This is a genomic window from Mucilaginibacter myungsuensis (assembly GCF_015222005.1).
In the GTDB taxonomy this organism is placed as follows: domain Bacteria; phylum Bacteroidota; class Bacteroidia; order Sphingobacteriales; family Sphingobacteriaceae; genus Mucilaginibacter; species Mucilaginibacter myungsuensis.
Map to the genome: position 1 here is coordinate 133,729 of NZ_JADFFL010000002.1, position 22,494 is coordinate 156,222.

The 22,494-nt window shown below is 48.0% G+C and carries 19 protein-coding genes and 1 pseudogene; 9 read left to right on the top strand and 11 right to left on the bottom strand.

Annotated elements, in window-relative coordinates; genetic code table 11:
• Positions 1-8: 8 nt before the first annotated feature.
• Positions 9-587, top strand: coding sequence for a guanylate kinase (gmk, locus tag IRJ16_RS04435; RefSeq protein ID WP_194110327.1), 579 nt, complete (start codon positions 9-11; stop codon positions 585-587).
• 63 nt (positions 588-650) lie between these two features.
• A complete protein-coding gene (gene nadD, locus IRJ16_RS04440; protein WP_194110328.1) occupies positions 651-1,226 on the top strand; it encodes a nicotinate (nicotinamide) nucleotide adenylyltransferase in 576 nt (191 codons plus the stop codon).
• A 187-nt stretch (positions 1,227-1,413) separates the two neighbouring features.
• On the opposite strand, the gene IRJ16_RS04445 is transcribed toward nadD, so the two are convergent.
• Positions 1,414-3,852, bottom strand: coding sequence for a DUF5686 and carboxypeptidase regulatory-like domain-containing protein (locus IRJ16_RS04445; protein WP_194110329.1), 2,439 nt, complete (start codon positions 3,850-3,852; stop codon positions 1,414-1,416).
• Positions 3,853-4,026: 174 nt separating this feature from the next.
• Between IRJ16_RS04445 and IRJ16_RS04450 the strand changes: the two genes are divergently transcribed.
• The gene (locus IRJ16_RS04450) at positions 4,027-4,614 is read left to right on the top strand and encodes a thioredoxin family protein (RefSeq protein ID WP_194110330.1); all 588 of its coding nucleotides are present in this window, start codon (positions 4,027-4,029) and stop codon (positions 4,612-4,614) included.
• 143 nt (positions 4,615-4,757) lie between these two features.
• On the opposite strand, the gene IRJ16_RS04455 is transcribed toward IRJ16_RS04450, so the two are convergent.
• On the bottom strand, positions 4,758-5,240 hold the full coding sequence (locus tag IRJ16_RS04455) for a hypothetical protein (protein WP_194110331.1): 483 nt from the start codon (positions 5,238-5,240) through the stop codon (positions 4,758-4,760).
• A 36-nt stretch (positions 5,241-5,276) separates the two neighbouring features.
• Positions 5,277-5,765 (bottom strand): hypothetical protein, encoded by a 489-nt coding sequence (locus tag IRJ16_RS04460; RefSeq protein ID WP_194110332.1) that lies wholly within the window; start codon positions 5,763-5,765, stop codon positions 5,277-5,279.
• Between the two features lie 52 nt (positions 5,766-5,817).
• On the opposite strand from IRJ16_RS04460, the gene IRJ16_RS04465 reads away from it, so the two are divergent.
• A complete protein-coding gene (locus tag IRJ16_RS04465; protein ID WP_194110333.1) occupies positions 5,818-6,987 on the top strand; it encodes a glycosyltransferase in 1,170 nt (389 codons plus the stop codon).
• Positions 6,988-7,173: 186 nt separating this feature from the next.
• On the opposite strand, the gene IRJ16_RS23105 is transcribed toward IRJ16_RS04465, so the two are convergent.
• Both IRJ16_RS23105 and IRJ16_RS04475 read right to left on the bottom strand, forming a co-directional pair.
• Positions 7,174-8,640: an energy transducer TonB gene (locus tag IRJ16_RS23105; protein ID WP_194110334.1), complete on the bottom strand. Its 1,467-nt coding sequence runs from the start codon at positions 8,638-8,640 to the stop codon at positions 7,174-7,176.
• Entirely contained in the window at positions 8,630-9,202 is a 573-nt protein-coding gene (locus IRJ16_RS04475) for an RNA polymerase sigma factor (protein ID WP_194110335.1), read from the bottom strand. Before IRJ16_RS04475 ends, IRJ16_RS23105 begins: the two co-directional genes overlap by 11 nt.
• Positions 9,203-9,354: 152 nt before the next feature.
• Here IRJ16_RS04475 and IRJ16_RS04480 point away from each other — a divergent pair, with 152 nt between their 5' ends.
• The gene (locus IRJ16_RS04480) at positions 9,355-11,358 is read left to right on the top strand and encodes a YfbK domain-containing protein (RefSeq protein WP_194110336.1); all 2,004 of its coding nucleotides are present in this window, start codon (positions 9,355-9,357) and stop codon (positions 11,356-11,358) included.
• Between the two features lie 584 nt (positions 11,359-11,942).
• Here the strand turns inward: IRJ16_RS04480 and IRJ16_RS04485 are convergent.
• The gene (locus tag IRJ16_RS04485; protein ID WP_194110337.1) at positions 11,943-12,239 is read right to left on the bottom strand and encodes a hypothetical protein; all 297 of its coding nucleotides are present in this window, start codon (positions 12,237-12,239) and stop codon (positions 11,943-11,945) included.
• A gap of 4 nt (positions 12,240-12,243) precedes the next feature.
• Entirely contained in the window at positions 12,244-12,810 is a 567-nt protein-coding gene (locus tag IRJ16_RS04490; RefSeq protein ID WP_194110338.1) for an HpaII family restriction endonuclease, read from the bottom strand.
• 109 nt (positions 12,811-12,919) lie between these two features.
• Between IRJ16_RS04490 and IRJ16_RS04495 the strand changes: the two are divergent.
• Both IRJ16_RS04495 and IRJ16_RS04500 read left to right on the top strand, forming a co-directional pair.
• Positions 12,920-13,144 (top strand): annotated as a pseudogene (locus IRJ16_RS04495) (helix-turn-helix domain-containing protein); the annotation flags it as partial.
• Positions 13,144-15,132 carry a DUF2075 domain-containing protein gene (locus tag IRJ16_RS04500; protein WP_194110340.1) on the top strand — a complete coding sequence of 663 codons (1,989 nt, stop codon included), beginning with the start codon at positions 13,144-13,146 and terminating at the stop codon, positions 15,130-15,132. The pseudogene IRJ16_RS04495 and the gene IRJ16_RS04500, both read left to right, overlap by 1 nt.
• Before the next feature lie 74 nt (positions 15,133-15,206).
• On the opposite strand, the gene IRJ16_RS04505 is transcribed toward IRJ16_RS04500, so the two are convergent.
• Both IRJ16_RS04505 and IRJ16_RS04510 read right to left on the bottom strand, forming a co-directional pair.
• Positions 15,207-16,517: a M20/M25/M40 family metallo-hydrolase gene (locus IRJ16_RS04505; protein ID WP_194110341.1), complete on the bottom strand. Its 1,311-nt coding sequence runs from the start codon at positions 16,515-16,517 to the stop codon at positions 15,207-15,209.
• Between the two features lie 9 nt (positions 16,518-16,526).
• Entirely contained in the window at positions 16,527-18,395 is a 1,869-nt protein-coding gene (locus IRJ16_RS04510; RefSeq protein ID WP_194110342.1) for a M61 family metallopeptidase, read from the bottom strand.
• A gap of 104 nt (positions 18,396-18,499) precedes the next feature.
• Here IRJ16_RS04510 and IRJ16_RS04515 point away from each other — a divergent pair, with 104 nt between their 5' ends.
• Complete coding sequence (locus IRJ16_RS04515; protein WP_194110343.1) at positions 18,500-19,405, top strand: glutamate--tRNA ligase family protein; 906 nt, start codon at positions 18,500-18,502, stop codon at positions 19,403-19,405.
• Between the two features lie 7 nt (positions 19,406-19,412).
• On the opposite strand, the gene IRJ16_RS04520 is transcribed toward IRJ16_RS04515, so the two are convergent.
• Together IRJ16_RS04520 and IRJ16_RS04525 are read right to left on the bottom strand one after the other, a co-directional pair.
• On the bottom strand, positions 19,413-20,159 hold the full coding sequence (locus IRJ16_RS04520) for a LytR/AlgR family response regulator transcription factor (RefSeq protein ID WP_194110344.1): 747 nt from the start codon (positions 20,157-20,159) through the stop codon (positions 19,413-19,415).
• Positions 20,156-21,226, bottom strand: a complete 1,071-nt coding sequence (locus IRJ16_RS04525) for a sensor histidine kinase (protein WP_194110345.1) — start codon at positions 21,224-21,226, stop codon at positions 20,156-20,158. The genes IRJ16_RS04520 and IRJ16_RS04525 overlap by 4 nt, the downstream gene beginning before the upstream one ends.
• 302 nt (positions 21,227-21,528) lie before the next feature.
• Here IRJ16_RS04525 and IRJ16_RS04530 point away from each other — a divergent pair, with 302 nt between their 5' ends.
• Complete coding sequence (locus IRJ16_RS04530) at positions 21,529-22,401, top strand: N-acetylmuramoyl-L-alanine amidase (RefSeq protein WP_228079854.1); 873 nt, start codon at positions 21,529-21,531, stop codon at positions 22,399-22,401.
• Positions 22,402-22,494: the final 93 nt, after the last annotated feature.

The window sequence follows — 22,494 nt, forward strand, 5'->3', positions numbered from 1 at the left end:
GAAACACAATGACAGAAGAACCAGAAGGTAAACTCATCATATTCTCGGCACCATCGGGGGCGGGAAAAACCACCATTGTAAGGCACTTGCTTACCAAGTTCCCTAATTTGGAGTTCTCGATATCGGCCACCACCCGCGAGGCGCGTGGCGAGGAGGTGAACGGCAAAGATTATTACTTCATCAGTAAAGAAGAATTTTTGCACCGCATTGCCAAAAAGCAATTTGTGGAATTTGAAGAAGTTTACTCGGGCACTTTCTATGGCACTTTGCGAGAGGAGATCGAGCGCATATGGTCGACCGGTAAAACGGTGATCTTTGACATTGACGTAGAAGGCGGCCTTCACCTAAAACGCAAGTATGATGGGCAAGCTATGGCGATCTTTGTCCAGCCGCCATCATTAGACGTGCTGAAACAACGTTTATCCGGTCGCGGTACAGATAGCCCTCAAAAGCTGTTAGAACGCTTTGATAAAGCCGAAAAAGAGCTGAACTACGCGCCAAAGTTTGATATTATCCTAAAAAATCACGATCTTGAGACAGCTTGCAACGAAGCGGAGGCTTTAGTGCGAAGTTTTTTAACCCCCTAACCCCTGAAGGGGAAATGATGGTTAAACGCTCCCCTTTAGGGGCGGGGGGCTTAACTATAAATTATGAAGATCGGTCTATTTTTCGGTTCATTCAACCCAATTCACATCGGTCACCTCATCATCGCCAATTACATGGCTAACCATACCACGCTGGATAAAGTGTGGCTGGTGGTGTCCCCGCAAAATCCTTTTAAGAAATATGGCGACCTGGTGAACACCTACGATCGCCTGGAGATGGCCAAACTGGCTACCGAAAACGCTGATAATATCAGCGTAAGCGATGTAGAACTAAAACTGCCGCAACCATCGTACACCATCGATACGCTTGCTCACCTCAAGGAGCAATACCCACAACACGAATTCGCCATTATTATGGGGTCGGACAATTTGGCCAGCCTGCACAAATGGAAGAATTACAAGCTGATCCTGCGCGACTACCAAATTTACGTTTACCCCCGACCGGGTTACGAAAACGCCGAATTAGCCTCGCACCCGTCCGTCACCATCACTATGACACCTCAGATGGAGTTATCGGCCACCTTTATCCGTAAGTCTATCACCGAAGGTAAAAACATCCAATATTTTGTTCCAGACCCCGTTCTGAAGTTTATAGACAGCAAGAGTTTGTATAAGCATTAAAGCATTATGACCATCTCCAGAGCATTCGTAATAGCGATTATCGAATGCCCTATGTGATCAATGTTGACGAACTGGTCAATAAGGTTATTTTGCATGCTAAGATAGCATTGGCCAGCAGCAGATAGCCAATGGCGACTTTCTGACCGAACAAGAGTTAGATAAAGAAGTATACTTTTGGAGTTAACCCTTACCTCAAACCATAAAATATCCTAAATCCCTGGTTAACTTTCTTGTTAGCATCAATAGCTACGCCGTAATCAAAGCGTAAGAATAGCCTTTTGATGCCAAAATAAGCCTCGTAGTAATTGGTGGTATTATGGGCGGCCAGGTAGTTCACGCCGATCATCTCTTCTAACTTTAGCTTACGCAGCCCGGGCACCTTGTTAAAGAAGTATCCGGTAAAATTATGCTCTACGTGTCCTTCAAAAAAGCGGCCATCGGTACTGTGATCGTAGAAACCTAAATAGCGGAAACTACCAATAGTTGGATCGAACACGCTACCCTGGTTACCCTGAAAGTGGTTAAAATCCATAAAGTACACCTGTTTGGCATTGAAGAAGTGGCCTGCCGAAAATTTGTAAGCGGTGTAACCTAATAGCCCTACTGATACCTTATCGTCATATAGTTCGGCTGAACCAAAGTCGTAGTCAGCGCCTTTCATACCTTTGCGGTAATTCACTTTAAGGCGTGGCCATTCAGGGGCTTCGTAAACGCGTCCGGTCGGCCTGGTAACATACTCCTGGTTAAAGGTGAATAACACCGACGCTTTAAAAGTCAACGCATCGTGTGACGGAAAGAGCGGGCTTTCGGCCAATGGGGTGAGCGGGTTATTTGACGTATACTCTTTATCCTTATTATCAAAAATATGATTGCCCGATGTGTTATACAGTTGATCGCGCCTTGCGTATGATAATTCCGTATTCAACAATACACCATTCTTAACCTCGCGCTGAAAACCCAACTTAGCATAACGGGAACGGTAGTATTTAACAAAGTTATTCTCGCTGATAAGCGAGCTGATGGTGTTGAACGTTAAGGAACGGGTACCTACATCGCTCAGATCCAATATATCGCCACCAAACGCAGCAAAGAAGGCACCCTGGTTTGGCACATCGTAATTATACGCAAAGTTTACGTTAGCATTGAACATCTTATTACCAAAGCCATAGCGCAAAGCCGGGGTAATAGCATATGACGAACCATCCTTAAGCGTTTTACTGAATTTCACTCTTGGCATCACTCCCCAACCCTCTACCGTGTTATAATAAATGCTGGTGTAGAATGGATAAACATATACCACCTTACCGCTTTTGCGGTTACTGTACTGGTATCCAGTGACCGTAAAATTGAACGGACTAAGCTGATTATCGGCTCGTTCTAAAGAGTCGAGGTAAGGCAACGACTGCCTTATCTTCATGGTGCTGTCTTTCTTAATATAGTCGCGGTTCTCCTGAGTTGTTAGCGGTACGGGGCGGGTGAGTGCCCAATAGGCATCGTCTTTTTTATTAGCGGCCGTATCTATCCGCATGATCTCGCCGTTGAAATGGCCCTCAGGGAAATTGGGTTGTAAATTATAGTTGTTGTACACAGCGGCATAGTAGCCATCAAATTTAAAGCCCAAAACATCGCCTTTAAAAGCATATTGGGTTGATGCCGGCATCCAAATACTATCGCTTACAGGTACATATTGCTGGCTGATCTCTAACGTATCTACCAGGTTTATCATCGCATCCTTGGTGATCAGCAGGTCGGTGCCGTAAATTCGCCAATCGCCTTCCATGATGTAAATTACCCCACGGAACACGGGATCGTGCTTACGTTTAGGTAGCAACTGTATCTTATGGATAGTCTTGCCGCTCTCGCTGGTAGATCCTAACAGCTTGTAATTATAAAAGGACATGGCGTTAGATGCCACCGGCGATACAAATCCCCGCGCGCTCAGTCCGGTCACCTCAAAAAGGTTCTTGTAAAAATTAACCTCCAGATCTGATGCTTTATTAAAGCTGAAAGCCGTATTCTGCCCCGCTACTTTAGAAGCGATCATCCGCTCCTTTACCTTGCCATCTTTATAATTGTATTCGGATAACGACTCTGACTGATATAGGATACCTTTGCCTGAACTATCCAGATCCAGCACTTTAGCTACATCCCTGCCTAAAAGTTTTTTAGGCGACTCTACCAATTTCTGTACCCCTTTGATATAAACGGCGGCGCTATATTCTTTCACCTGTTTTTCATACACTTCGCGCTTATCTATCGCCTGTTGCATAATGTCCTTGGCCACATCGCCACGGCGCGACTTTACATTTACTGTCTTTAACAGAAAACTATCGGCCACCATTTTAATATCGCGGCGTTCTTCGGCTTGGTTAACCGTCACTTTTTCGGTACGCTCTTTATAGCCAACAAAACGGTAAACCACATTATAGGTGCCCGGTTTTAAGTTAAAGGCGTAAAAGCCGGCCTCGTTAGCTGAAGTGCCGTAGGTAGTATTTTTAATATATACTGATGCGAACCCAATGGGATGGTCTTGCGGATCGGTAATACGGCCGCTCAGGCGATAGGTTTGCCCAAATGCCTTGATGCTCAATAGCGTTATAAATATTAGGAGTAGTTGTTTTTTCATGACCGTATCCAAATCACATAATGATAGTTAGGCCCGAAATGTTTTAATACAATATATATCAATGAAAATTTTTGCCCTCATCCCCTTCCATAAGTCATTCTTGTGTTAACAAGCGCTTTACATTTGCAACAAACTCATATTCTGCTATATTTGAATTAATTAAAAGTTGAAACAATGAAAAAGTATTTCTTTATAGCTCTGATAACTGCCTTTGCTATTTGCGCAAAAGCACAGACGGCTACAACTGTAGCCCCGGCCGCAACGGTAAATCCGGCTGTGACGGCCGCTAAAGCGCGACTTGCCGAGGCAAAAACTAATCCTTTATATCACCCGGAGGCCGATGCCAAAGCCGAGATAGCCGCTGCCATTAAAAAGGCCGCTGCCGAAAATAAGAACGTGTTATTGCAATGGGGTGGCAACTGGTGTATCTGGTGCCTGCGTTTCCATGATCTGGTAAAAAGCGATGCGGACCTGACCAAATACATGAACGATAACTTTGTGGTACTGCATGTAAACTATAGCCCCGAGAATAAGAACGAGGATATTTTGGCCAGCCAGGGATACCCGCAACGTTTCGGTTTCCCGGTGTTTGTGATCTTGGATAGCAAAGGCAACCGTCTGCACACCCAAGACTCGGCCTTTTTAGAGGAAGGCGATGGCCACAGCAAAAAGAAAGTGATGGAGTTTTTCAGGGCTTGGACAACGACGGCTATCGACCCTAAAACTTACGCCCCTAAACCAAAACCGGCTACAGCTAATTAAACCATTGCCAAGGGCAATAGGTCAGATATAAATAATTGTTGAACCTAAAATTGTAAAGCCATGAGGATAGCGAGATTGTGCTGGGACTATTGCTTTGTAAGCAACCGCAAACTGCAAAGCAAAGTTTGTAAAGCACAGGTATTTTAACGTTCCGGGTGATCGGTACGTGGCCTGACGGTTACCGAGGTATAGGCATTAGCATCATGATAGGTGGTAATGCCTGCCTCGTATTTAGCATCCTGATAAATGGCAATGGTGCGTTTAGGTTCGTTAATGGTACGCTTAAGGGCAAAGCCGGTACGTTTCATATCACCTATCAAACCGTTTGTGTAGCTCTTTTTGTTGTATGTAAAAGTGATGCCGGCCGGTATCTTCCGTGCGGTATCTCCGGCGAAGATGGCCACATTCTCTATCCCATCCCCCAACTTTTTCTGAAACCTGATGGTAGCTGCGTTGTTCAGCTGGCCACTACCCGATATATTGAAGCCCCTGGCCTGCAGGTGCGCGGTCACGGTATTAAAAGGCGCACCAAGCTCCTTAACCAATTGGCCCACAGTGATGCTTTGCGCCAGGGCACCAAAGCCGCCGAAGGCAATTATGCACGTTGTCAGCAGGTACTTAAACATTTATACTCCCAAATATCCGATAAAGTTAATATATGATCAGGGGGTTGTCAACTTGCGCTTATCAACCCAGGTAACCTGCATGGAGGTGTGCTTGGTAATATCATTATAAGCGCAAATGATCACTTCATATTTGGGGCTGATATAGTCCCAGGTGGTTTTTTCCTCGTCACTATACTTACGCCATAGTTTTAACGAGAGCGGTTTCATCTGCTCCAAAAAGTTTTCGGTGAACGACCACTTATTGTACATATAGTTTATGCCGGGCGCTATGTTCTTAGCACTGTCTTTAAGCGATTTCCCTATCGACTCGTGCACGCTGCCCGCCTGTTTTGAATACATCACTGTCCGGATACCTCCAAAGTCCCCCGTGCTTGCCTTTTTAAACTGCTTAGGTCTTAAAAAAGCTTCGGTCTGATCGAATGGTTTTTCTAACTGGCTGATCAATTCTGTAAGCGTCAAGCTTTGGGCCTGCACGCCAATTGTCAGCAACAAGGCCGAGGCTAATGCGATAACATGTTTGGTCATGGATATGTAGGTTATATTTTGATAAATATAGGGCTAAAAATAACAAACGCAAATGCCGTTTATTGGCAGCCTTTCGTTATTATTGTCTACAAGGCTTTCTGCTGCGGCTACCAAACTAAAAAGAAATTTACGCGTGTTCCTGCTACTGTCCGTTATCTTCTTTTTTATCATTCTGCGGTTCGTGGTAAGCCTGTTCAATTTTTTATCGGACCCTAAGCTGCGCCGTGTAGGCAAGCAGCATTATGATAAAATATCGATACTGATCCCCGCCCGTAACGAGGCCGATAATATCCTCACCCTGCTCAACTCTATTTTAGACCAGGACCATCCTGAGTACGAGGTGATCATTTTGGACGATAATTCTACCGACGATACTTACCGCATTTGCCAACGATTTGCCAATGCGCATCCCCGCTTCTCGGTCATCAAAGGCGAACCATTGCCCGACGGCTGGCTCGGCAAAAACTTTGCCTGCCATCAGCTGGCCCAACAAGCTACGGGAGAATATCTGCTGTTTATTGATGCCGACACCCGCATTGCCCCCGGATTGCTCAATAGCGCCCTGCACCGTATGCAGCTGCGCAAACTAAATCTGCTGAGTGTTTTTGCCGATGCCGAAATGCGTACCCTGGCCGAGCTGACTGTTACCCCGCTGACACATTACCTATTGCTGAACCTGCTGCCCTTGCAACTGATCTACCTCGTTAAAAACAAGATCATTGCCGAAGCCAGTGGACAATTCATGCTTTTCGATGCCGCTCATTATCGCACCAATCAATGGCATACCGCCGTGAAACATAAAGTAGTGGAGGATGTGGACATTATGCGTCTTGTTAAACAACGTAAACTGAACGGCGAGGCTTTGTTAGCCAATGGCCTTTTTAGTAGCCGCAATTTTAAAACTTATGGCGATGCGGTGAATGGCTTGAGCCGGGGTGTCCTATCAGCGTTTAACTATAATGTACTGTCGCTGTTGTTCTACCTTATCATCCTGTTAGGCGGTCCGTTAATGGTGGTAGCCACGTTGGATCTTAGTCTGATCATGTTCATGTGCGGGTTGATCATCTTGGGGCGCATCATGATATCTCTGTCTGCCCGGCAAAGTGCCTGGAGGAACATGTTGCTGCACCCTATACAAATGCTCAACCTGATGCTGATCGCCTTTTTAGCTATTCAGCGCTATTTGACCAAGACTACGGTGTGGAAAGGGAGACGGGTGTAATCTTGACTTGGGATTTCCGGACTTTATTTCCTTTCACTGGCTTCAGTTTATAACTGAAGCTTTAGAGATGGTTGGAAGTCTGTGACTTCCTTAACAAGTCCCAGACTTGTTTTTATTCGTTAAGCTTCAGTCACAGACTGAAGCCAGCGAGGGGTAACCCCAACGGGGTTTATTGTTCAGTCCCTACTACTCTTTACTAAACACCACCTTCTGGGTAATAGTAGTCACCTTCCCGCTAACGTCACCCAACCAGGCGGGGCCGCTCTTAATAAGCTCGATCGCTTTTTTGTCGACGGTTTCATTAATGCCTTTAACGACCTTAAGGTCGCCGAGCCGGCCTTTGGCATCTACGGTGAATGATACGCGCACCGTGCCGCTTGTTGTGCCGGTGGCTTTTGCTTTCAGGTATTTGTCGTAAGCATCCCAGCCCATTTTAGGGTGAGCGGTTTTAATAACTTCGGTATTCATTTTATCAAAACCGCCAACTTTAGCCTGGGCCGCCTTTTCGCTAACCGTTTTTTCGCGATCGCTTAAGCCGGCATGGCTGCTTACCGGCGCGTTGAATTTACCTAAAGAGTTATCCTTAGCTTCTTTCTTTACCGCGGCCTCTAAGTTAGGGCTCACCGGCGCGCCGAGTTCTTTCATCAGGATGCTGCTTGGTTTAGGGGGGGTGGTCAGGTTCACGTCTTTTACTTTGCCATCAAGCGCCTGTGGCTGCGCGGCTTTATTGGCAGCAATGCTACTCTCGGTCACCTTGGGTACGCCGGGCAGACTGATCTCGGTTACTTTAGTAGTGTCCTTTTGATCTTTCGAAACGTAACCCCTAACAACCATATTCGCATCAGCACGACCGATGTTTCCAACGCTGTTGTTCTTATTACTAACTAAACTTGCCGCCAAAATACTATCTGTCGACTTCTTGCCGGCTACGTTGCCATTCTTGTCGACAACATATCCGTTTATGTTTTTCAATATCGAGTCCAGCTTTCCTTTAGGATATCTTTTATCTGCCGGCACTTGTCTTACATCGGTAATGTAAACCTGTGTATCGGCCTTCCCAACAGCGCCATATGCTTTAGCTTGCGCCATACGCGCCTTAGCCACTACAGCCGCTATCATCTGCTCTTGCTGAACCTCTGCTGCAAAAGCTTCTGCAACGGCCGGGCTTTGCTGCGCCTCTTTATTAGGTGCTACCTTATTAGCTAATACCGGTGTGTGTGTTACCTGCTTTTCGGCAGCAATTGCAGCCTCTTTAGCTAAGGTTTTAGATGTGGTGTCTATCGGCGCAGCCGTACGGTCTTCAGTTGCTGGTGGGGTGATCAGATCCGCCACTTGTTGCTTTTCTACTTCGGCACCTTTTGGCCAAAGGATGTAGCCTATGCTGAAGAACAGCAACACTGCAGCCGCCGCGGCATAATATCTCCACGGGGTAATGCTACGCACCTTGGCCGGGGCTATGCGCTGCGCCAAACGGGCATCAAGCTCATCGAAATTAAAAGCATCAGGACCACCGGCCGACTCAAAGCCTTCCAGTGCGTCCATCAAGAAAGGATCATCCTGTGCCTCACGCTCCAGTTTGTGCATGGCGCGGGCATCAAGCTCCCCTTCAAGGTACTTTTTAATTTGCGATATGTCTTTCTTACTATCGTCCACCGTTCTTTTCCAGGCAAATTTTTAAGTTACGTTTGCCGTTCTGTATATAGCTTTTCACTTCGTTAAGGGAGTAGCCTGTCTCGTCGGCTATTTCCTTGTAACACTTATCGTTATAGTAGAACATGTCCACACTTTGCTTTTGCGCGGCGGGCAGTTTATCCATACAACGCTCAAGCGCCGTTAACGTTTCTTCTTTGTCTTCGGTATCAGGATGCATAATGATGTTATTTTCCATAACGTCATCCAAATTAATTACATCCATTTTTTTGCCCGACCGTAACTGCATCAAACAATGGTTCCTTGCCAGCACATACAACCACGGGCGAAACTGCTTGATATCGTGCTTGCCCGCCTTGGTCACCAGTTCCTCAAATATCTGCATTACAGCGTCTTTACACAACTCCTCGTCCTTTAAATATTTAAGGCACACACCATAAACCAGGCCCATGTAGGGTTTGTAAAGTTTCCCCAACACGGCCAGATCGCCGCTTTGGCGGTACTGATCAAGCAGGGCAAGGTCGCCCGCTTCGTCGTGCCGTTTTGTGGATGGGAATACGCTCATTTAACAGGGCTCAAAATAAAAGTTTAAAATGGTTTATGGAAATGGCGTTTTGGCTGCATCATGAGGGTATAGAATCTGAAAAATAAATTTTTCACCGCCGTATGGAAACCGGATCCCCACGGCATCCTAACCACATAAAACCAATAAGCGTTATGAAAAAGATCTTATTACTACTGATGACCATACTTGCCTCAGTTGCAAGTTTCGGCCAATCGACCGGCAATAAAAAACCCGCCGAACAATATACCCTGACCGGAACAGTGACCGATGCCATCGCAAAATTTCCGCTGCCCGGAGCTACTGTCTCATTGCATGGCAGAGCCATTACCGCTACCAACATGGATGGTAAATACAGTATTATGGTTAAACCCGGCGATACATTGTCCTTTATGTCATTAGGCTACGCACAGCGGTTTTATAAGCTTAAACCCGGCCAAAAGATATTAGATGTTACTTTGATGGAGGGCAACAACGCCGCCTTGAAAGATGTGGTGATCCGCGGCTATGTCCGCCGCACCCGCGAACAAACTACGGGCGCATCTACCATTATCACCGCCCCCGAGGTGAGCAACAACAAGGTTGCCAACGTTGAGCAGTTGTTGCAAGGAAAAGTAGCCGGGCTTAACATACAGAACGCTAATAGCGCGAAGGCGGCGCCAGTAAACTACGGCAATGCGGACAGAAATACTTTAACGCCGTTGCCTGATAGGCGGGAAACTAATGAGGCTTACGGCAAGGTTACCGACAATAAATTTTTACAACCCACCGATCAGCCGCTATCTACCTTCTCGGTAGATGTGGACAAGGCATCGTACACCAATATTCGCCGCTATATTAACGCGGGGCAACTCCCTCCTAAAGATGCCGTGCGCATTGAGGAGATGATCAATTATTTTAAATATCAACTACCTGAACCGAAAGGCAACGAGCCGGTGGCCATAGCCACCGCGCTTGCAGCCGCCCCCTGGGCGCCAACGCACCGACTGCTACGCATTGGTCTGAAAGCGCGCGAGATCCCGACCGACAAATTACCCGCAAGTAACCTGGTATTCCTGATCGATGTATCGGGATCGATGGAGGACAGTAATAAACTGCCGCTGGTAAAAGAATCGATGAAGATGCTGGTAGAGCAACTGCGCGAGCAGGACCGCGTAGCCATTGTGGTGTACGCCGGCAGCGCCGGACTGGTTCTGCCATCAACCCCGGGCGATCAAAAGCAGACCATTATTGATGCCCTTGATAAACTGAGCGCGGGCGGATCCACAGCCGGTGGCGCGGGTATTAAACTTGCCTACAAAGTAGCCCGCGATAATTTTAAGAAAGGCGGCAACAACCGCGTAGTAATGGCAACCGACGGCGACTTTAACGTTGGCGCCAGCAGCGACAAAAGCATGGAAGAGCTGATCACCATAGAGCGCGCCAGCGGCGTGGCCCTATCGGTTTTAGGTTACGGCATGGGTAATTACAAGGACAAAAAGATGGAGATACTGGCCGATAAAGGCGACGGTAACTATGCCTACATCGACAATATGGACGAGGCCCGCCGTGCCTTGGTGAGCGAGTTCGGCGGCACTATGTTTACGGTAGCCAAGGATGTGAAATTGCAGATCGAGTTCAACCCGGCCAAGGTGCAGGCATACCGGTTGATCGGTTACGAGAACCGCCTGCTGGCCAAGGAGGATTTTAATAATGATAAAAAAGATGCCGGCGATATGGGATCAGGCCATACGGTGACGGCTTTGTACGAGATCATCCCGGCGGGTATTAAAGACGACTATGCGGGCAGTGTAGATCCGTTGAAATATCAAAAGGTAGAAGAAAAAGCCCCGGCTAAGTCAACGTCTGACGAAATGCTGACCATCAAATTCCGCTACAAGCAACCGGAGAGTTTGAGCAGCAAACTGCAACAGGTAACCGTTAACGATGACCCTAAAGACTTTGATAAACAATCGGCCGATTTCCGTTTCGCCGCCGCCGTGGCCGAGGTTGGTATGCTGCTCCGCGACTCGGAGTTTAAAGGACAGGCCACCTATGATCAGGCCATAAAGATAGCCGAAAAAGCTAAGGCTAACGACGAGGAAGGCTACCGCTCGGAGTTTATCCGTATGGTAAAAACAGCCCGCTCATTAAGCAAAAGCGAACTGGCACAGAAATAAGTTTTTTGAGGTGTTTTGATGTAGAGTGGGCCCGGTACGCGAAAACTGCCGGGCTTTTTGTAGTATTTACTCTCACTTCCGCGTCGTTCGTGTTCACGGTGAACACGAGGCACCCGAGAGGCTTAACTTACTGACCATCAGTACCAATTTTTTTTGTCGTGAACAAGTCGCCATGAACAACTTTTATAAACTCCTACAAAACAACACCTTAGCTCGCCAAAACGAAAAATTTGCCGTGAACGATCATGAACAAGGTCGTCTGCATGAATATTTTGTCGCCCGATATCGCTATTCACGGTTGATCTTGAAGGTGAAATGACAAGCTCAGGACTCCCCGCTTGAGCGGGGAAGCACTGAACGAACCTGAAGCAGCACCTCTCATAGGGGTGTGTCCTTTCACCGCCCTCAATTTGCAAACGGAGGACACACCCCTGCCCCCGCTCGAGCGGGGAAGCGAGACTTTAAGGTATTTCCGGCAACCTTGTTATCCGACCCTTGCCGCAGAAACACACCCCTATCAATGCTCCTGCAAATTGCGTTGTTTGTGGTTACCCTCTCGAGAGGGGAGACCACAGACCGTAGTTTTACCACGGACAAAAACAGGGGTGTGTTGTGAGGCCAACGCCTACCTCCTCCTCTGTCAACTCCAAACTCTCAAACTCGTGAAAGCCGTGATCCAACTCCTCATCCCAGGGGTGGGTATGCAGATCCGGCACCTGCCACTCCCCGGCGTAGAACCATTGGCCATCGATCAGTTTGGAGCGGATGCGGGCCTCCAACTCTTGCAGACTTAAATGATCCGGATCAGCAAACATTACCGAGCCGAAAGTTTTATAATTGCCGGCATCGCGGTAGAGGTAGTTGAATTTGATGTTGGGCATGGCGTTAGGTTAGAAGAATGTTGAAGCTTTCGCTTTCCGACCAACGAACGGACGTATTAAAGAATAAGTACTCCGCAAATGGCTCAGGCCAAAAGAAGTCTGGGTTAAGTCCGTCGCTTGTCTGCTTGAAAATGGCGTGATGCTCTATCCCATTAAACGTACCGGTCCAAACCTCGCTCTCACAAAAGCCGCTCCCTAAAGCCAAGAGGAAGCGCTTCCACTTATAGTTATAAATGAAGTGTTCATAGTCACGTCCAAGACCGAGTGGATCCTCCTCTTTTAATAGCCTGCACAATTCTACTGAGGTTAACTCGTAACGAGGTTGGATCATACTTATCGCGGCTTCAAATAGCTCCGGAAACTTAGAGTCGACCATCATTAGGTTAAGACGCAGTTTGGAAGAGATCTCTGCCCCTACAGTCGAAAATAATACGGCGGAGCTTTTACCTGATACTATCCGCTCTTTTACCCCTTCAATGTACCGCGCATCATTTTCTGAAAGGTGGAGCACGCCAAAACGTTTGATGTTTTGGGCATCGATGTAGATGTAATTCAGCTTGTAGTTGCGCATAATGCAAAGCTACCTTGGGCGGGAAGTTTTGTCAATCGGATATAAGTGAACTTTTATTAAATGACACTTATAGTCCGTTGACTTATAGTCGACATTAAGCCAACTTGCTCACATGAGTATCAAGGTCAAAGTTGGCCAACGAATAAGGGAACTACGTAACGAGTTAGGTATTTCTCAAGAGGCTTTGGCTAACAAGGCCGAAATTGATAGAACCTACGTAACTGATGTCGAAAACGGCCGACGAAATATCTCTATTGAGAACCTGGAAAAGCTTATAGACGCTTTACAGGTACAGTTAAAGGATTTTTTTGACGCTCCTAATTTTATAAAATAATGGGAGCCTATTATTCAAATTCCTTGGCAGGTTTTCTTAAAGACGATACGCTCAAGATATCGGGCACACTCACGCATGGAGCCGGTCTTTCTGGCTTCTATCAGCAAAAGCATACTCAGACCCTTTCCTGGGGAGACGCTATCAATACGTTAAAAACAGCATTTGATCAGATCATTGCCGAAGTCGATGGTGCAGAGCAATGGGGCATAATGCTTGAGTATCCAATCGCAAGGCGGCAGAAAAGGGTCGATGCGGTGATACTCGCTGGCGATTTAGTTATCGTATTAGAATTCAAAGTCGGCAAAGCTGACTATACAAATGCTGACAAAGAACAAGTGCTCGACTACTGTTTGGATCTTAGAGATTTCCATTTCGAATCAAAAGACAAGATCCTTGTTCCCGTTCTGTTAGCCACAGAAGGTAAAAACATCAGCAACGAATTTTCAAGAACAGAAGACCAAGTTCAGAATATCATATTTAGCAACGCAGCCGACCTTGCTTTTAATTTATTCAAGATCTTTGCGGTGTACCAAACAGGTAATGCGCAGATCGATACGAAAAGATGGGACGATAGCGACTACTCGCCAACACCAACTATTGTAGAGGCAGCAAGGTCGCTATATGCAGGCAAAGAAGTAGTAGAGATATCTCGCTCACATGCTCGTGGCAAAAACCTCACCAAGACCTCTAACGCTGTCGTGACAGCGATCAAGCAAGCAAAAGCCGACGGTCAAAAGATAATTTGCTTTATTACTGGAGTGCCTGGTGCTGGTAAAACTTTAGCAGGTTTGAATATCGCACATGACGCAAGTGTTCAACAGGACGGCCGCTCTTTAGCAACATTTATTTCTGGTAATGCTCCTCTGATCAAGGTGCTCAAAAAAGCGCTGTCAAATGATGCCCATAAGCGTAGGTTTGATAAAACGGCCAAACAGAAAGAGTCCGATAGGATAATTTCATTTGTAGAAAATGCGCACGGATTTTTGGAGTTATACTTTGCCAACAAAGCCAAGGTGCCAAATAACAAAATTGTGATCTTTGACGAAGCGCAAAGGGCTTGGGATGCAAAACACTCTGAACAAAAATTCAAGCGTCCTCATTCAGAAGCTGAAATGATGTTCGAGATCATGGATCGCCATAAAGATTGGGCTGTTATCGTCGCATTGATAGGCGGAGGGCAAGAGATCAATAAGGGCGAGGCCGGCTTACCTGAATGGGGTAAGGTCATCCAAGAAAAATACAGTGATTGGAAAGTTTATATATCTCCGCAATTAAAAGTTGGCCATCATAGTACTGGCGATCTGACCTTGTTTACCGAAGAGCCAGAAAACCTATCTATCGTTGAGGACAGCAATTTACACCTGGATGTCTCGATAAGATCTTATAAAGCTGAGAAGCTATCTCAATGGGTGAGCTTTGTATTAAATAATGAGGCCGAACAGGCAAAGTCATTGTTTAAAGAACACCTATCAAAATATCAAATTCGGCTAACAAGAGACTTGGATCAAGCAAAAGATTGGCTGAGGTCTAAATGTAAAGGCACTCGGCGCATGGGCTTGGTCGCTACTTCCGGAGCGAGACGATTATTGCCCTACGGCTTTGACATCCGTCAGCCATTAGAAGAAGCAGAATGGTTTTTGAATGACCGCAACGACGTTCGGTCGTCCTACTTCTTAGAACTTGCCGCCACTGAATATCGGATACAAGGTTTGGAATTAGATTGGGTAGGTGTTTGTTGGGATCTCGACCTAAGAAGAAAAGCAGGCCGTTGGAGTTTCAATTCTTTTAGTGGGACAAAATGGCAAGATGTTAAGAGTGCCGAGAAGCAGCAATTCTACATCAATAAATATAGAGTGTTACTCACTCGAGCCAGAGAAGGTATGGTCATATTTATTCCACCGGGAGACATAAATGATCAAACTCGTCCACCCGCAGTTTACGATGCTGTTGCGAACTATCTTATTTCTTGCGGAGTGCAGCCACTTTAAGCTACCCTCTCCCCTTTGTTCCAAAAAAAATGCCCGACTCATCGCCGGGCATTTCTATAAATATCATGTAATTCTTATCGCTCCAGTTTAGGGATCCTTGTTGGGGTGTCCTTGCCTGATACGATGGTGCGCGATGCCAGGGCAATGGCGCGGATGGTGGAGATGATGTTCTTCACGTTCAGGGTACTGTAATCGTCGCTGGCGTGATGGTAGTGCGGGTCCACGTCTATCATGTCGGTAGATATGGTGTGCGCCGGTACGCCCAGGGCGGCAAGGGTAGCGTTATCGCTGCGGTAGAATAGGTTCTCTTTAATGTACGGATCGGGGTGGAACTTAAAGGCCGTGCCTTCCAGGTTCTTTTGCAAGATTGGGCCAAAGTCAGATCGCTCGTAGCCGGTAATAAAGGCCGTGTTAGGGCCAAATTTCGAGTCCTTACCGATCATCTCGATATTGAACATCGCCGCCACCTTATCCGGGTTAACGGTGGTGGTGAAATGGCGCGCGCCGTAACCGCCTATCTCTTCGGCACAAAAGGCCACAAAGATCAGCGTACGCTCGTTGTTCTTCACCTTGTTAAAGTATTTGGCTAAAGATATCATGGCCGTAGTGCCCGATGCATCGTCGTCGGCACCGTTAAAGATGCTGTCTTGCGATCCGGCTGCCGGTTTTTGGATACCCAGGTGATCATAATGACCCGAGAATACCACAAACTCGTCGGCTTTGCTTTTGCCCGGGATCATACCTGCAACGTTAAACAAAGGAGCAGCTTCGGTCTTCACCTCGGCAGTAAGGCTTATACTTTTAATATCACCATAGCTGCCTACCACAGTAACGATCTGGTCGGGACTTGGCTTGGCAGATACACTTCCGCCTGCCGCGCGAGCCTTCGCAGCCGGAAACATCTGCACCGCGGCAGAATCAAGCAGTATCAAAAGCTTACGCGGAGCTGCCGCGCCATTAGCGCCGCCGCGACCGCCCATACGGATGCCACGGGCGGTGGTCTGTTTCACGATCTCGACACCGGTCATATCAGCCCAGCTGAAAGACGCGCCCGAAGAAGCATAAAATTTATCGGCAGGGACAGTCACCCCGTTAATGGTCAGCTTAGCGCCCACTACCCTGGTCTTCACCATCGGCGGGATGTTCTGGCGGAAGCCGGTCTCGCCTTTCAACGGCTGCAAGCCTGCGGCTTTAAATTCACCCTCAATAAAGGTCGCGGCTTTGTCTATCCCTTTGGTAAAGGTAGCGCGGCCTTCCATCTCGTCGGACGCTAAGGTTTTGATGATGCGGTCAACGTCTTTCTCGTCTATCAGTTTATTTACGTCCTGCGCGTAGCCGCTGCCAAATGTCAGGGCCAGCGCGCCCGCTAAAATGTATCTCTTCATGTTCGTTTGTTATTTTACTTTGCTTGATAACCATGCCGTGCGGAAGGCCGACTGGTCTTTGGTTAATTCTTTACCTGCTTTCTCGTAAGTGATCACCTCGTAAGCCGGGCTTTCTTCCAGCGTCAGGGTGGTCTCGTGTTCACCTGCGCGGTTCTTGTACGTAATGCTGATCTTATCGCCCGGTTTTTTACCGCTGATGATCTCTTGCAAGCTGCCGGCGTCGGCCAGTTCTTTGCCGTCGGCTTTCAGCATGGTATCGCCTGCATCTAACCCGGCTTTATACAATGGCGAGTTTTGCGCGGTGCTGCCCGTAAGCGGTATGCCCGATGTGGTGGCCACGGTACGTGCGGCACCAGAGCGACCGCGTTGTGCCAGCCCGCCAATGTTGCCTGCCCAGGCTTTGCCGGGCGCGGCTTTGCGCAAGATCATGCCGGCCTTATCCAGCAGCGGGGCATAGTCTATCTTTTTAATGCCGTTAACGTAGTTATCAAAAAAGTCGGCAGCGTAAGTCGGGGTGGTCACTTTGGCTAATACGGCCTGCAGATCGGCAGTGGTGTAAGGCTTCATGTTCTTGCCAAGGGTCTTCCAAACGGCGGTCATGTAATCATCCAGCGTAATGCCGCGATCGGCACGCAGTTTCAGATCCAGACCTAAGGCGATAGCGCCGCCATAGGTATAATAGCTGGTGAATACGTTGGCGTTATTGTTCGGGTCGATAGATACACCCGCGTCGGCAAATACCGAGTAGCGGCTCATTTGCGTAGGCGTGTATTTCAGGGCCGCAGGCGATGTCAGCACGGTATTGATCAAACCATTAGCGGTGAACACATAATCCTCGGGCTTACCAAAACCCGCGCGGGTAAGCGTTAAGCCGCCGTAGTATTGGGTGAAGCCCTCGGCAAACCAAAGGTCGCTGCTCATATCCGCGTGCGAATAATCAAATGGCTCTAACGACTTCGGCCTGATCCGCTTTACATTCCAGGCATGGAAAAACTCGTGCGCGTAAGTGCTCAACAAGCGTGTTTCGTTACCTTCTATCTTTTCGGCGGGATGGACGATGCAGGTAGAGTTGCGGTGCTCCATACCATCGCCCGATACGGTTGGGTGTACATCATCTAAAAAGATGTAATCGCCATAATCATAAGCCGGCAACTCGCCAAAAATAGCTTGCTCTTCCAGCACGATCTTTTTAATGTGTTCGGCAAATTTATCTATCGTAGCCTGGGTATCATCCGAGTGGATGGCCAGGCGGATGCTCTGCTCCTTGCCGTCGGCATTCTTCACTTTCCAGCTGGCGATGTTGAAGTTAGATAGCTCGGTCGGGCTATCCATCATGTACTGAAAGTTGGGGGCAAAGTAAGCTCCCGGTGCGCCTTCGGGTTTGAGTTGGGTGGCAAATTTCCAGCCGTATTTTTCGTAGTCGGTAAATTTCAGGTGGATAGGGCGCGCGTCCATCCCAACGGCCCACATCATGGTAGGCGGCATATTCAGGTGGGCATGGCTTGGGTCTATGCTGGCGTAGGTGCCGTCGGTCCAGTTGGCAAAAAGTGTGTAGGTCACCTTAACCACCGGGCCGTGCTTGGCCACTACCCAAACGTCGCCTTCTAATTGTTCAATGGCTAAGGGCTTGCCCGCGCCGTCCCAGGCTTTCACGTTATACACATTCTTACCGAACTCGTGCGTGGCATACCTGCCGGCAGATGAACGGCTCATGCGCACTTTCAGCGGGGCCGCGGTGAGGGCGTTAGCCGTCAGGCTGATCTCGGCCTCGTGATGGGCCGCGTTGGCGAACGACAGGGTGTATTTAATATCGGCCTGCGCCAGGGCCGACATAGCCGCGCCCAGGGCGACGGCAGTAGTAAGTAAAAGTTTTTTCATATAAACCGAATGCTGCTTTAAAACAGCGGTTAAATTACTATTAAATTGCCGGAAAATTAAATGGGCCGCCCCGTGGCCGCCAAGTGTAACAGCTATTTTGTACAATGGACCAACCCGCTTTCGCTAAAACACGCATTGCGCCAACGCCAAGTGGTTACCTGCATTTAGGTAACGTGCTGTCGTTCGCCATCACGGCCGGCATTGCCCAGCGGACGGGCGCCAGGATCCTGCTCCGTATTGACGACCTTGACCGTGCCCGGGTATATCACGCTTATGTGCAGGACGTGTTCGATACCCTTGAGTTTTTGCAAATACCCTATCACCAAGGGCCTGGAGATTTTAAAGAGTTCGAGACCCAATGGTCGCAACTGCAGCGGATGGGTATGTACAATGCCACCCTAAAAAAACTGGCGGATGACGGTGCCGTTTTCGCTTGCGATTGCTCGCGCGCCCAGATCAAAAGCATCACCGGGGGTGAAAGTTACCCGGGCACTTGTCTGCATAAAAATTTACCGTTAGATGCCCCCAACGTAAGCTGGCGTTTAAAGACCGACGCTGCACCCGTAATTATCAAAGATCTTTTTGGCGATGCCGTTGCTACCTCGTTACCAGCCACTATGCAGCACTTTGTGGTCCGTAAAAAGGATGGCTATCCGGCTTATCAATTGACCTCGGTTTTGGATGATATACATTACCGGGTCGACCTCATCGTCCGCGGATCTGACCTTTGGGACTCTACGCTGGCGCAATTGTATTTAGCGCCACTGATCGGGGCGGATGCTATTTTGCAGACTACCTTTTATCACCACACCCTGCTGATGGCGACCAACGGCGAAAAGCTATCCAAATCAGCCGGATCAACATCCATAAAATATTTAAGGGAAACTGGGAAATCGGCGACAGATATTTTTACGATGATCGCCCAACTGATCGGCTCGAATGAACCAATAAACAATTGGGACGACCTGTCAAGGCTAATATTACCGCCATTAAGCCCACCGACTAAATAGTCTACGCCTATATCCCGAACCTTTCGCGCAGCATATCGCCATTGCTGCGGCTGGATGTAAGGCGGGCATCGCTGTGGTTCATCAAAAATATCAATGCGCCATTAAAGCCCTTGCGGATCTCTTTGATATGATCGGCATTAATGATCGTCCCCCGGTGGATGCGGATAAATTGCTCGGGGAGTTTGTCTTCTAAAGATGATATGGTAAAGTCCGTTAGGTGTTTTTTTCCATCGGCCGTGTGCAGGAAAACGTATTTCTCCTCGGCATCAATAAACAGGATATCATTCAGTTTGATGAGCAGGATACGGTCGCCTATTTTAACGGTAAGGGTCTTGATATCCTTCTTCACCATCAGCTGTTTCATCAGCGCCTCTAAAGGCAAAGGCGGGGCCGTTTGTAGCTGACCGAGTTTTTTGATGGTCTTCTCCAACCGTTCGGCCTCGACAGGTTTAAGCAAATAATCGATAGAATCTTCCTCGAAAGCTTTGATCGCATACTGATCATAAGCCGTGGTGAAAACAACTTTTGGCTGTTTATCCAGTTTGGCCAGCATCTCAAAACCGTTCAACAGCGGCATTTCGATATCCAGGAAGATCAGATCGGGGTTCAAAGTTTGTATCTGCTCCAAACCATCTTGCCCGTTAGCTGCCTCGCCAATGATGTCCAGTTCATCAAATGGTTTCAGCAAGCGTTTCAGGCGCTGGCGGGCCAGTTGTTCATCGTCTATAATGAGGGTCTTCCAAACTTTGCTCATGATGCTTTTACAGGTATGGTGATCTTAATGTGTTTTTGCGGCAGGTTACTGATGTGCAGGCGATAGTCCTCGCCGTACAGCAGAGCCAATTTATCGTAAGTACTTTGCAGACCGTAACCCATGTTAATATCATCCGGGAACGGCTGACCATTATCGGCAATGGTGATGAAAATCTCGGTCCCGTCGGTATCGATCAGTATCTCTAAACGGCCGTCGCTGGCTTTGTTATTCAGGCCATGTTTAAGACTGTTCTCTACCAGTGGCTGGATCAAGAAGCGGGGTATCGGCAGAGCCATGGCATCCGGCGCAATGGTCGATAGAAAATTGATGCGTTCTCCGAAGCGGACCTTCTCAATATCGAGGTAAGTATTTACGATCTCCATTTCCTCCCTCACCGATGCCATATTTTCCTGCTGCGAGTTAATGCTGTAGCGGAACAGTTTGGATAGTTTCAGCGTCATGTCCTCGGCTTTGTCGGCATCCTCGTGGATCAAACTGGCGATGGAGTTAAGCGAATTATACAAAAAATGTGGGTTGATCTTGGATTGCAGGGTCTGCAACTCGGCTTGGGTCTTCAGTTGCATCAGCTTGGCCAGGTCCAGCTCTTTCTCTTTCAGGCGGGCCTCCATGCGGGCCTTTTGTACGTGGTAAAAATAAATGAAAGTCCCCACAATGAGCACCAGCATGCCGCTGAACTGGTACTCACGGTAATGCCTCAAAAAGTTGAACGGATCGCCAAAGATCAGCGATACGATGGCATATGATATCTCTATACCGATCAGCATCCCCAGCGCGTTGCAAACGTAATAAACGGTTATCAGCAGCCAGGGCCTGCTATTGTCCTTGAACAAAAAATACTCGAAAATGAACAAGCTGTTGGTGATGCTCAGCGTGATCACGACCGAGAACATGATATTGATCAACGCCGTAGGCAAGGACATTACTTTTCCCGTAAACGCGAATTTCAACGCCACGATCACAATACCCACCAGCACCCCTATCGCCCCATAGCGAATATTGGTTTGCAGGTAAGATCGTTTGCCGGTACGGAAAATGCTTTTATCCATAGGGTTCAAAAATGCGTTGGCGGGGTTTAATATCGTAATAAAAACGGATGAATGGTTGCGGGGAGTGGATGGATGGTGGAGACTATGTCCGAAGGATCGGTTATTGGTCTGTATGGCTTCGTTCTTAGAGAGCACAGCCGTCAACTTAAGCTTTTCTACGGCCAAGGCGGTACATCATATCTTCCTGAAAAGTTTGCACTTTTACCTGCGAATATCAACAGTGATCATTACACCATTATGGCCTATACAGCACCTATCAAACCCTTGCATCCCCCGTCGTAAATCCCTAAACTTGCGGGAATATGAAACAAGCTTATCAGATCGGCTTAGGAGTGTTGTTAATGGCGATGTTTGCGGCATGTTCGCCTAAGGTTGTGCCGAAGGTGTCAGAAGCGGCATCATCGGTGGTGCCACCAGTGGCCCTTGCAGTTACCAACAAGGTTTATAGCGGCCAAAAGGATTCGTTACTGAGCCTGGCCGCGGCCGAGGACGCTCCGATGATCATCGACAGTGCCGGCAACCAGCTACCTGCCGAGTGGGTAGCTACTGTGAACTTTGGTATCCGCAAACCGAACTATGTGGTGCTGCACTATACCGCTCAGGATAGTCTTGGGCAAACCATCCGCACGTTCACACTTAAACACACCCAGGTGAGCGCCCATTACGTGATCGGTAAGACCGGTCGCATCGTTCGTATGGCTAATGATTACCTGCGCGCCAACCACGCCGGCGTTGGCAAATGGGGTAGCATTACGGATATGAATAGCTGTTCCATCGGTATCGAGATAGACAATAATGGTAAAGAACCCTATGCCGAGCCTCAGATCAAGGCGCTCATCTATCTGCTAAAACAATTAAAGACCAATTACAGCATACCGCAGGCCAACTTCATCGGTCACCAGGATTGGGCGCCTAAGCGCAAGCCAGATCCGGGTCCGCTATTCCCGTGGCAACTGATGGCCGCCAACGGCATCGGCTTTTGGCCTGATGAACTGCTGGTCCCGGCCCCGTTCAACTACGACTACCTGACGGCACTACGCCTTATCGGTTACGATATCAGTTCGCCCAAGGACGCCGTAGTAGCCTTTAAGCGCCACTTTATACAAACCGACGTTACTCCAGTGATGACCCAGCTGGATCTGAATGTGTTGTATAATTTGAGTAAGAAGTATTAGAGCCCCCTAAAGGGGAGTTCCTGAGCGCATAGGTAATGCTCCGGTGCATGGTTTTGACCCCTTTTTAAAGCAACAGCAAATTGCACTGGCATT

Excerpts from the sequence above, each read along its gene's own strand:
- gmk (WP_194110327.1), top strand. The coding sequence starts at position 9 with ATGACAGAAGAACCAGAAGGTAAACTCATCATATTCTCGGCACCATCG.
- nadD (WP_194110328.1), top strand. The coding sequence starts at position 651 with ATGAAGATCGGTCTATTTTTCGGTTCATTCAACCCAATTCACATCGGT.
- IRJ16_RS04445 (WP_194110329.1), bottom strand. The coding sequence starts at position 3,852 with ATGAAAAAACAACTACTCCTAATATTTATAACGCTATTGAGCATCAAG.
- IRJ16_RS04450 (WP_194110330.1), top strand. The coding sequence starts at position 4,027 with ATGAAAAAGTATTTCTTTATAGCTCTGATAACTGCCTTTGCTATTTGC.
- IRJ16_RS04455 (WP_194110331.1), bottom strand. The coding sequence starts at position 5,240 with ATGTTTAAGTACCTGCTGACAACGTGCATAATTGCCTTCGGCGGCTTT.
- IRJ16_RS04460 (WP_194110332.1), bottom strand. The coding sequence starts at position 5,765 with ATGACCAAACATGTTATCGCATTAGCCTCGGCCTTGTTGCTGACAATT.
- IRJ16_RS04465 (WP_194110333.1), top strand. The coding sequence starts at position 5,818 with ATGCCGTTTATTGGCAGCCTTTCGTTATTATTGTCTACAAGGCTTTCT.
- IRJ16_RS04475 (WP_194110335.1), bottom strand. The coding sequence starts at position 9,202 with ATGAGCGTATTCCCATCCACAAAACGGCACGACGAAGCGGGCGACCTT.
- IRJ16_RS04480 (WP_194110336.1), top strand. The coding sequence starts at position 9,355 with ATGAAAAAGATCTTATTACTACTGATGACCATACTTGCCTCAGTTGCA.
- IRJ16_RS04485 (WP_194110337.1), bottom strand. The coding sequence starts at position 12,239 with ATGCCCAACATCAAATTCAACTACCTCTACCGCGATGCCGGCAATTAT.
- IRJ16_RS04490 (WP_194110338.1), bottom strand. The coding sequence starts at position 12,810 with ATGCGCAACTACAAGCTGAATTACATCTACATCGATGCCCAAAACATC.
- IRJ16_RS04500 (WP_194110340.1), top strand. The coding sequence starts at position 13,144 with ATGGGAGCCTATTATTCAAATTCCTTGGCAGGTTTTCTTAAAGACGAT.
- IRJ16_RS04505 (WP_194110341.1), bottom strand. The coding sequence starts at position 16,517 with ATGAAGAGATACATTTTAGCGGGCGCGCTGGCCCTGACATTTGGCAGC.
- IRJ16_RS04510 (WP_194110342.1), bottom strand. The coding sequence starts at position 18,395 with ATGAAAAAACTTTTACTTACTACTGCCGTCGCCCTGGGCGCGGCTATG.
- IRJ16_RS04515 (WP_194110343.1), top strand. The coding sequence starts at position 18,500 with ATGGACCAACCCGCTTTCGCTAAAACACGCATTGCGCCAACGCCAAGT.
- IRJ16_RS04520 (WP_194110344.1), bottom strand. The coding sequence starts at position 20,159 with ATGAGCAAAGTTTGGAAGACCCTCATTATAGACGATGAACAACTGGCC.
- IRJ16_RS04525 (WP_194110345.1), bottom strand. The coding sequence starts at position 21,226 with ATGGATAAAAGCATTTTCCGTACCGGCAAACGATCTTACCTGCAAACC.
- IRJ16_RS04530 (WP_228079854.1), top strand. The coding sequence starts at position 21,529 with ATGAAACAAGCTTATCAGATCGGCTTAGGAGTGTTGTTAATGGCGATG.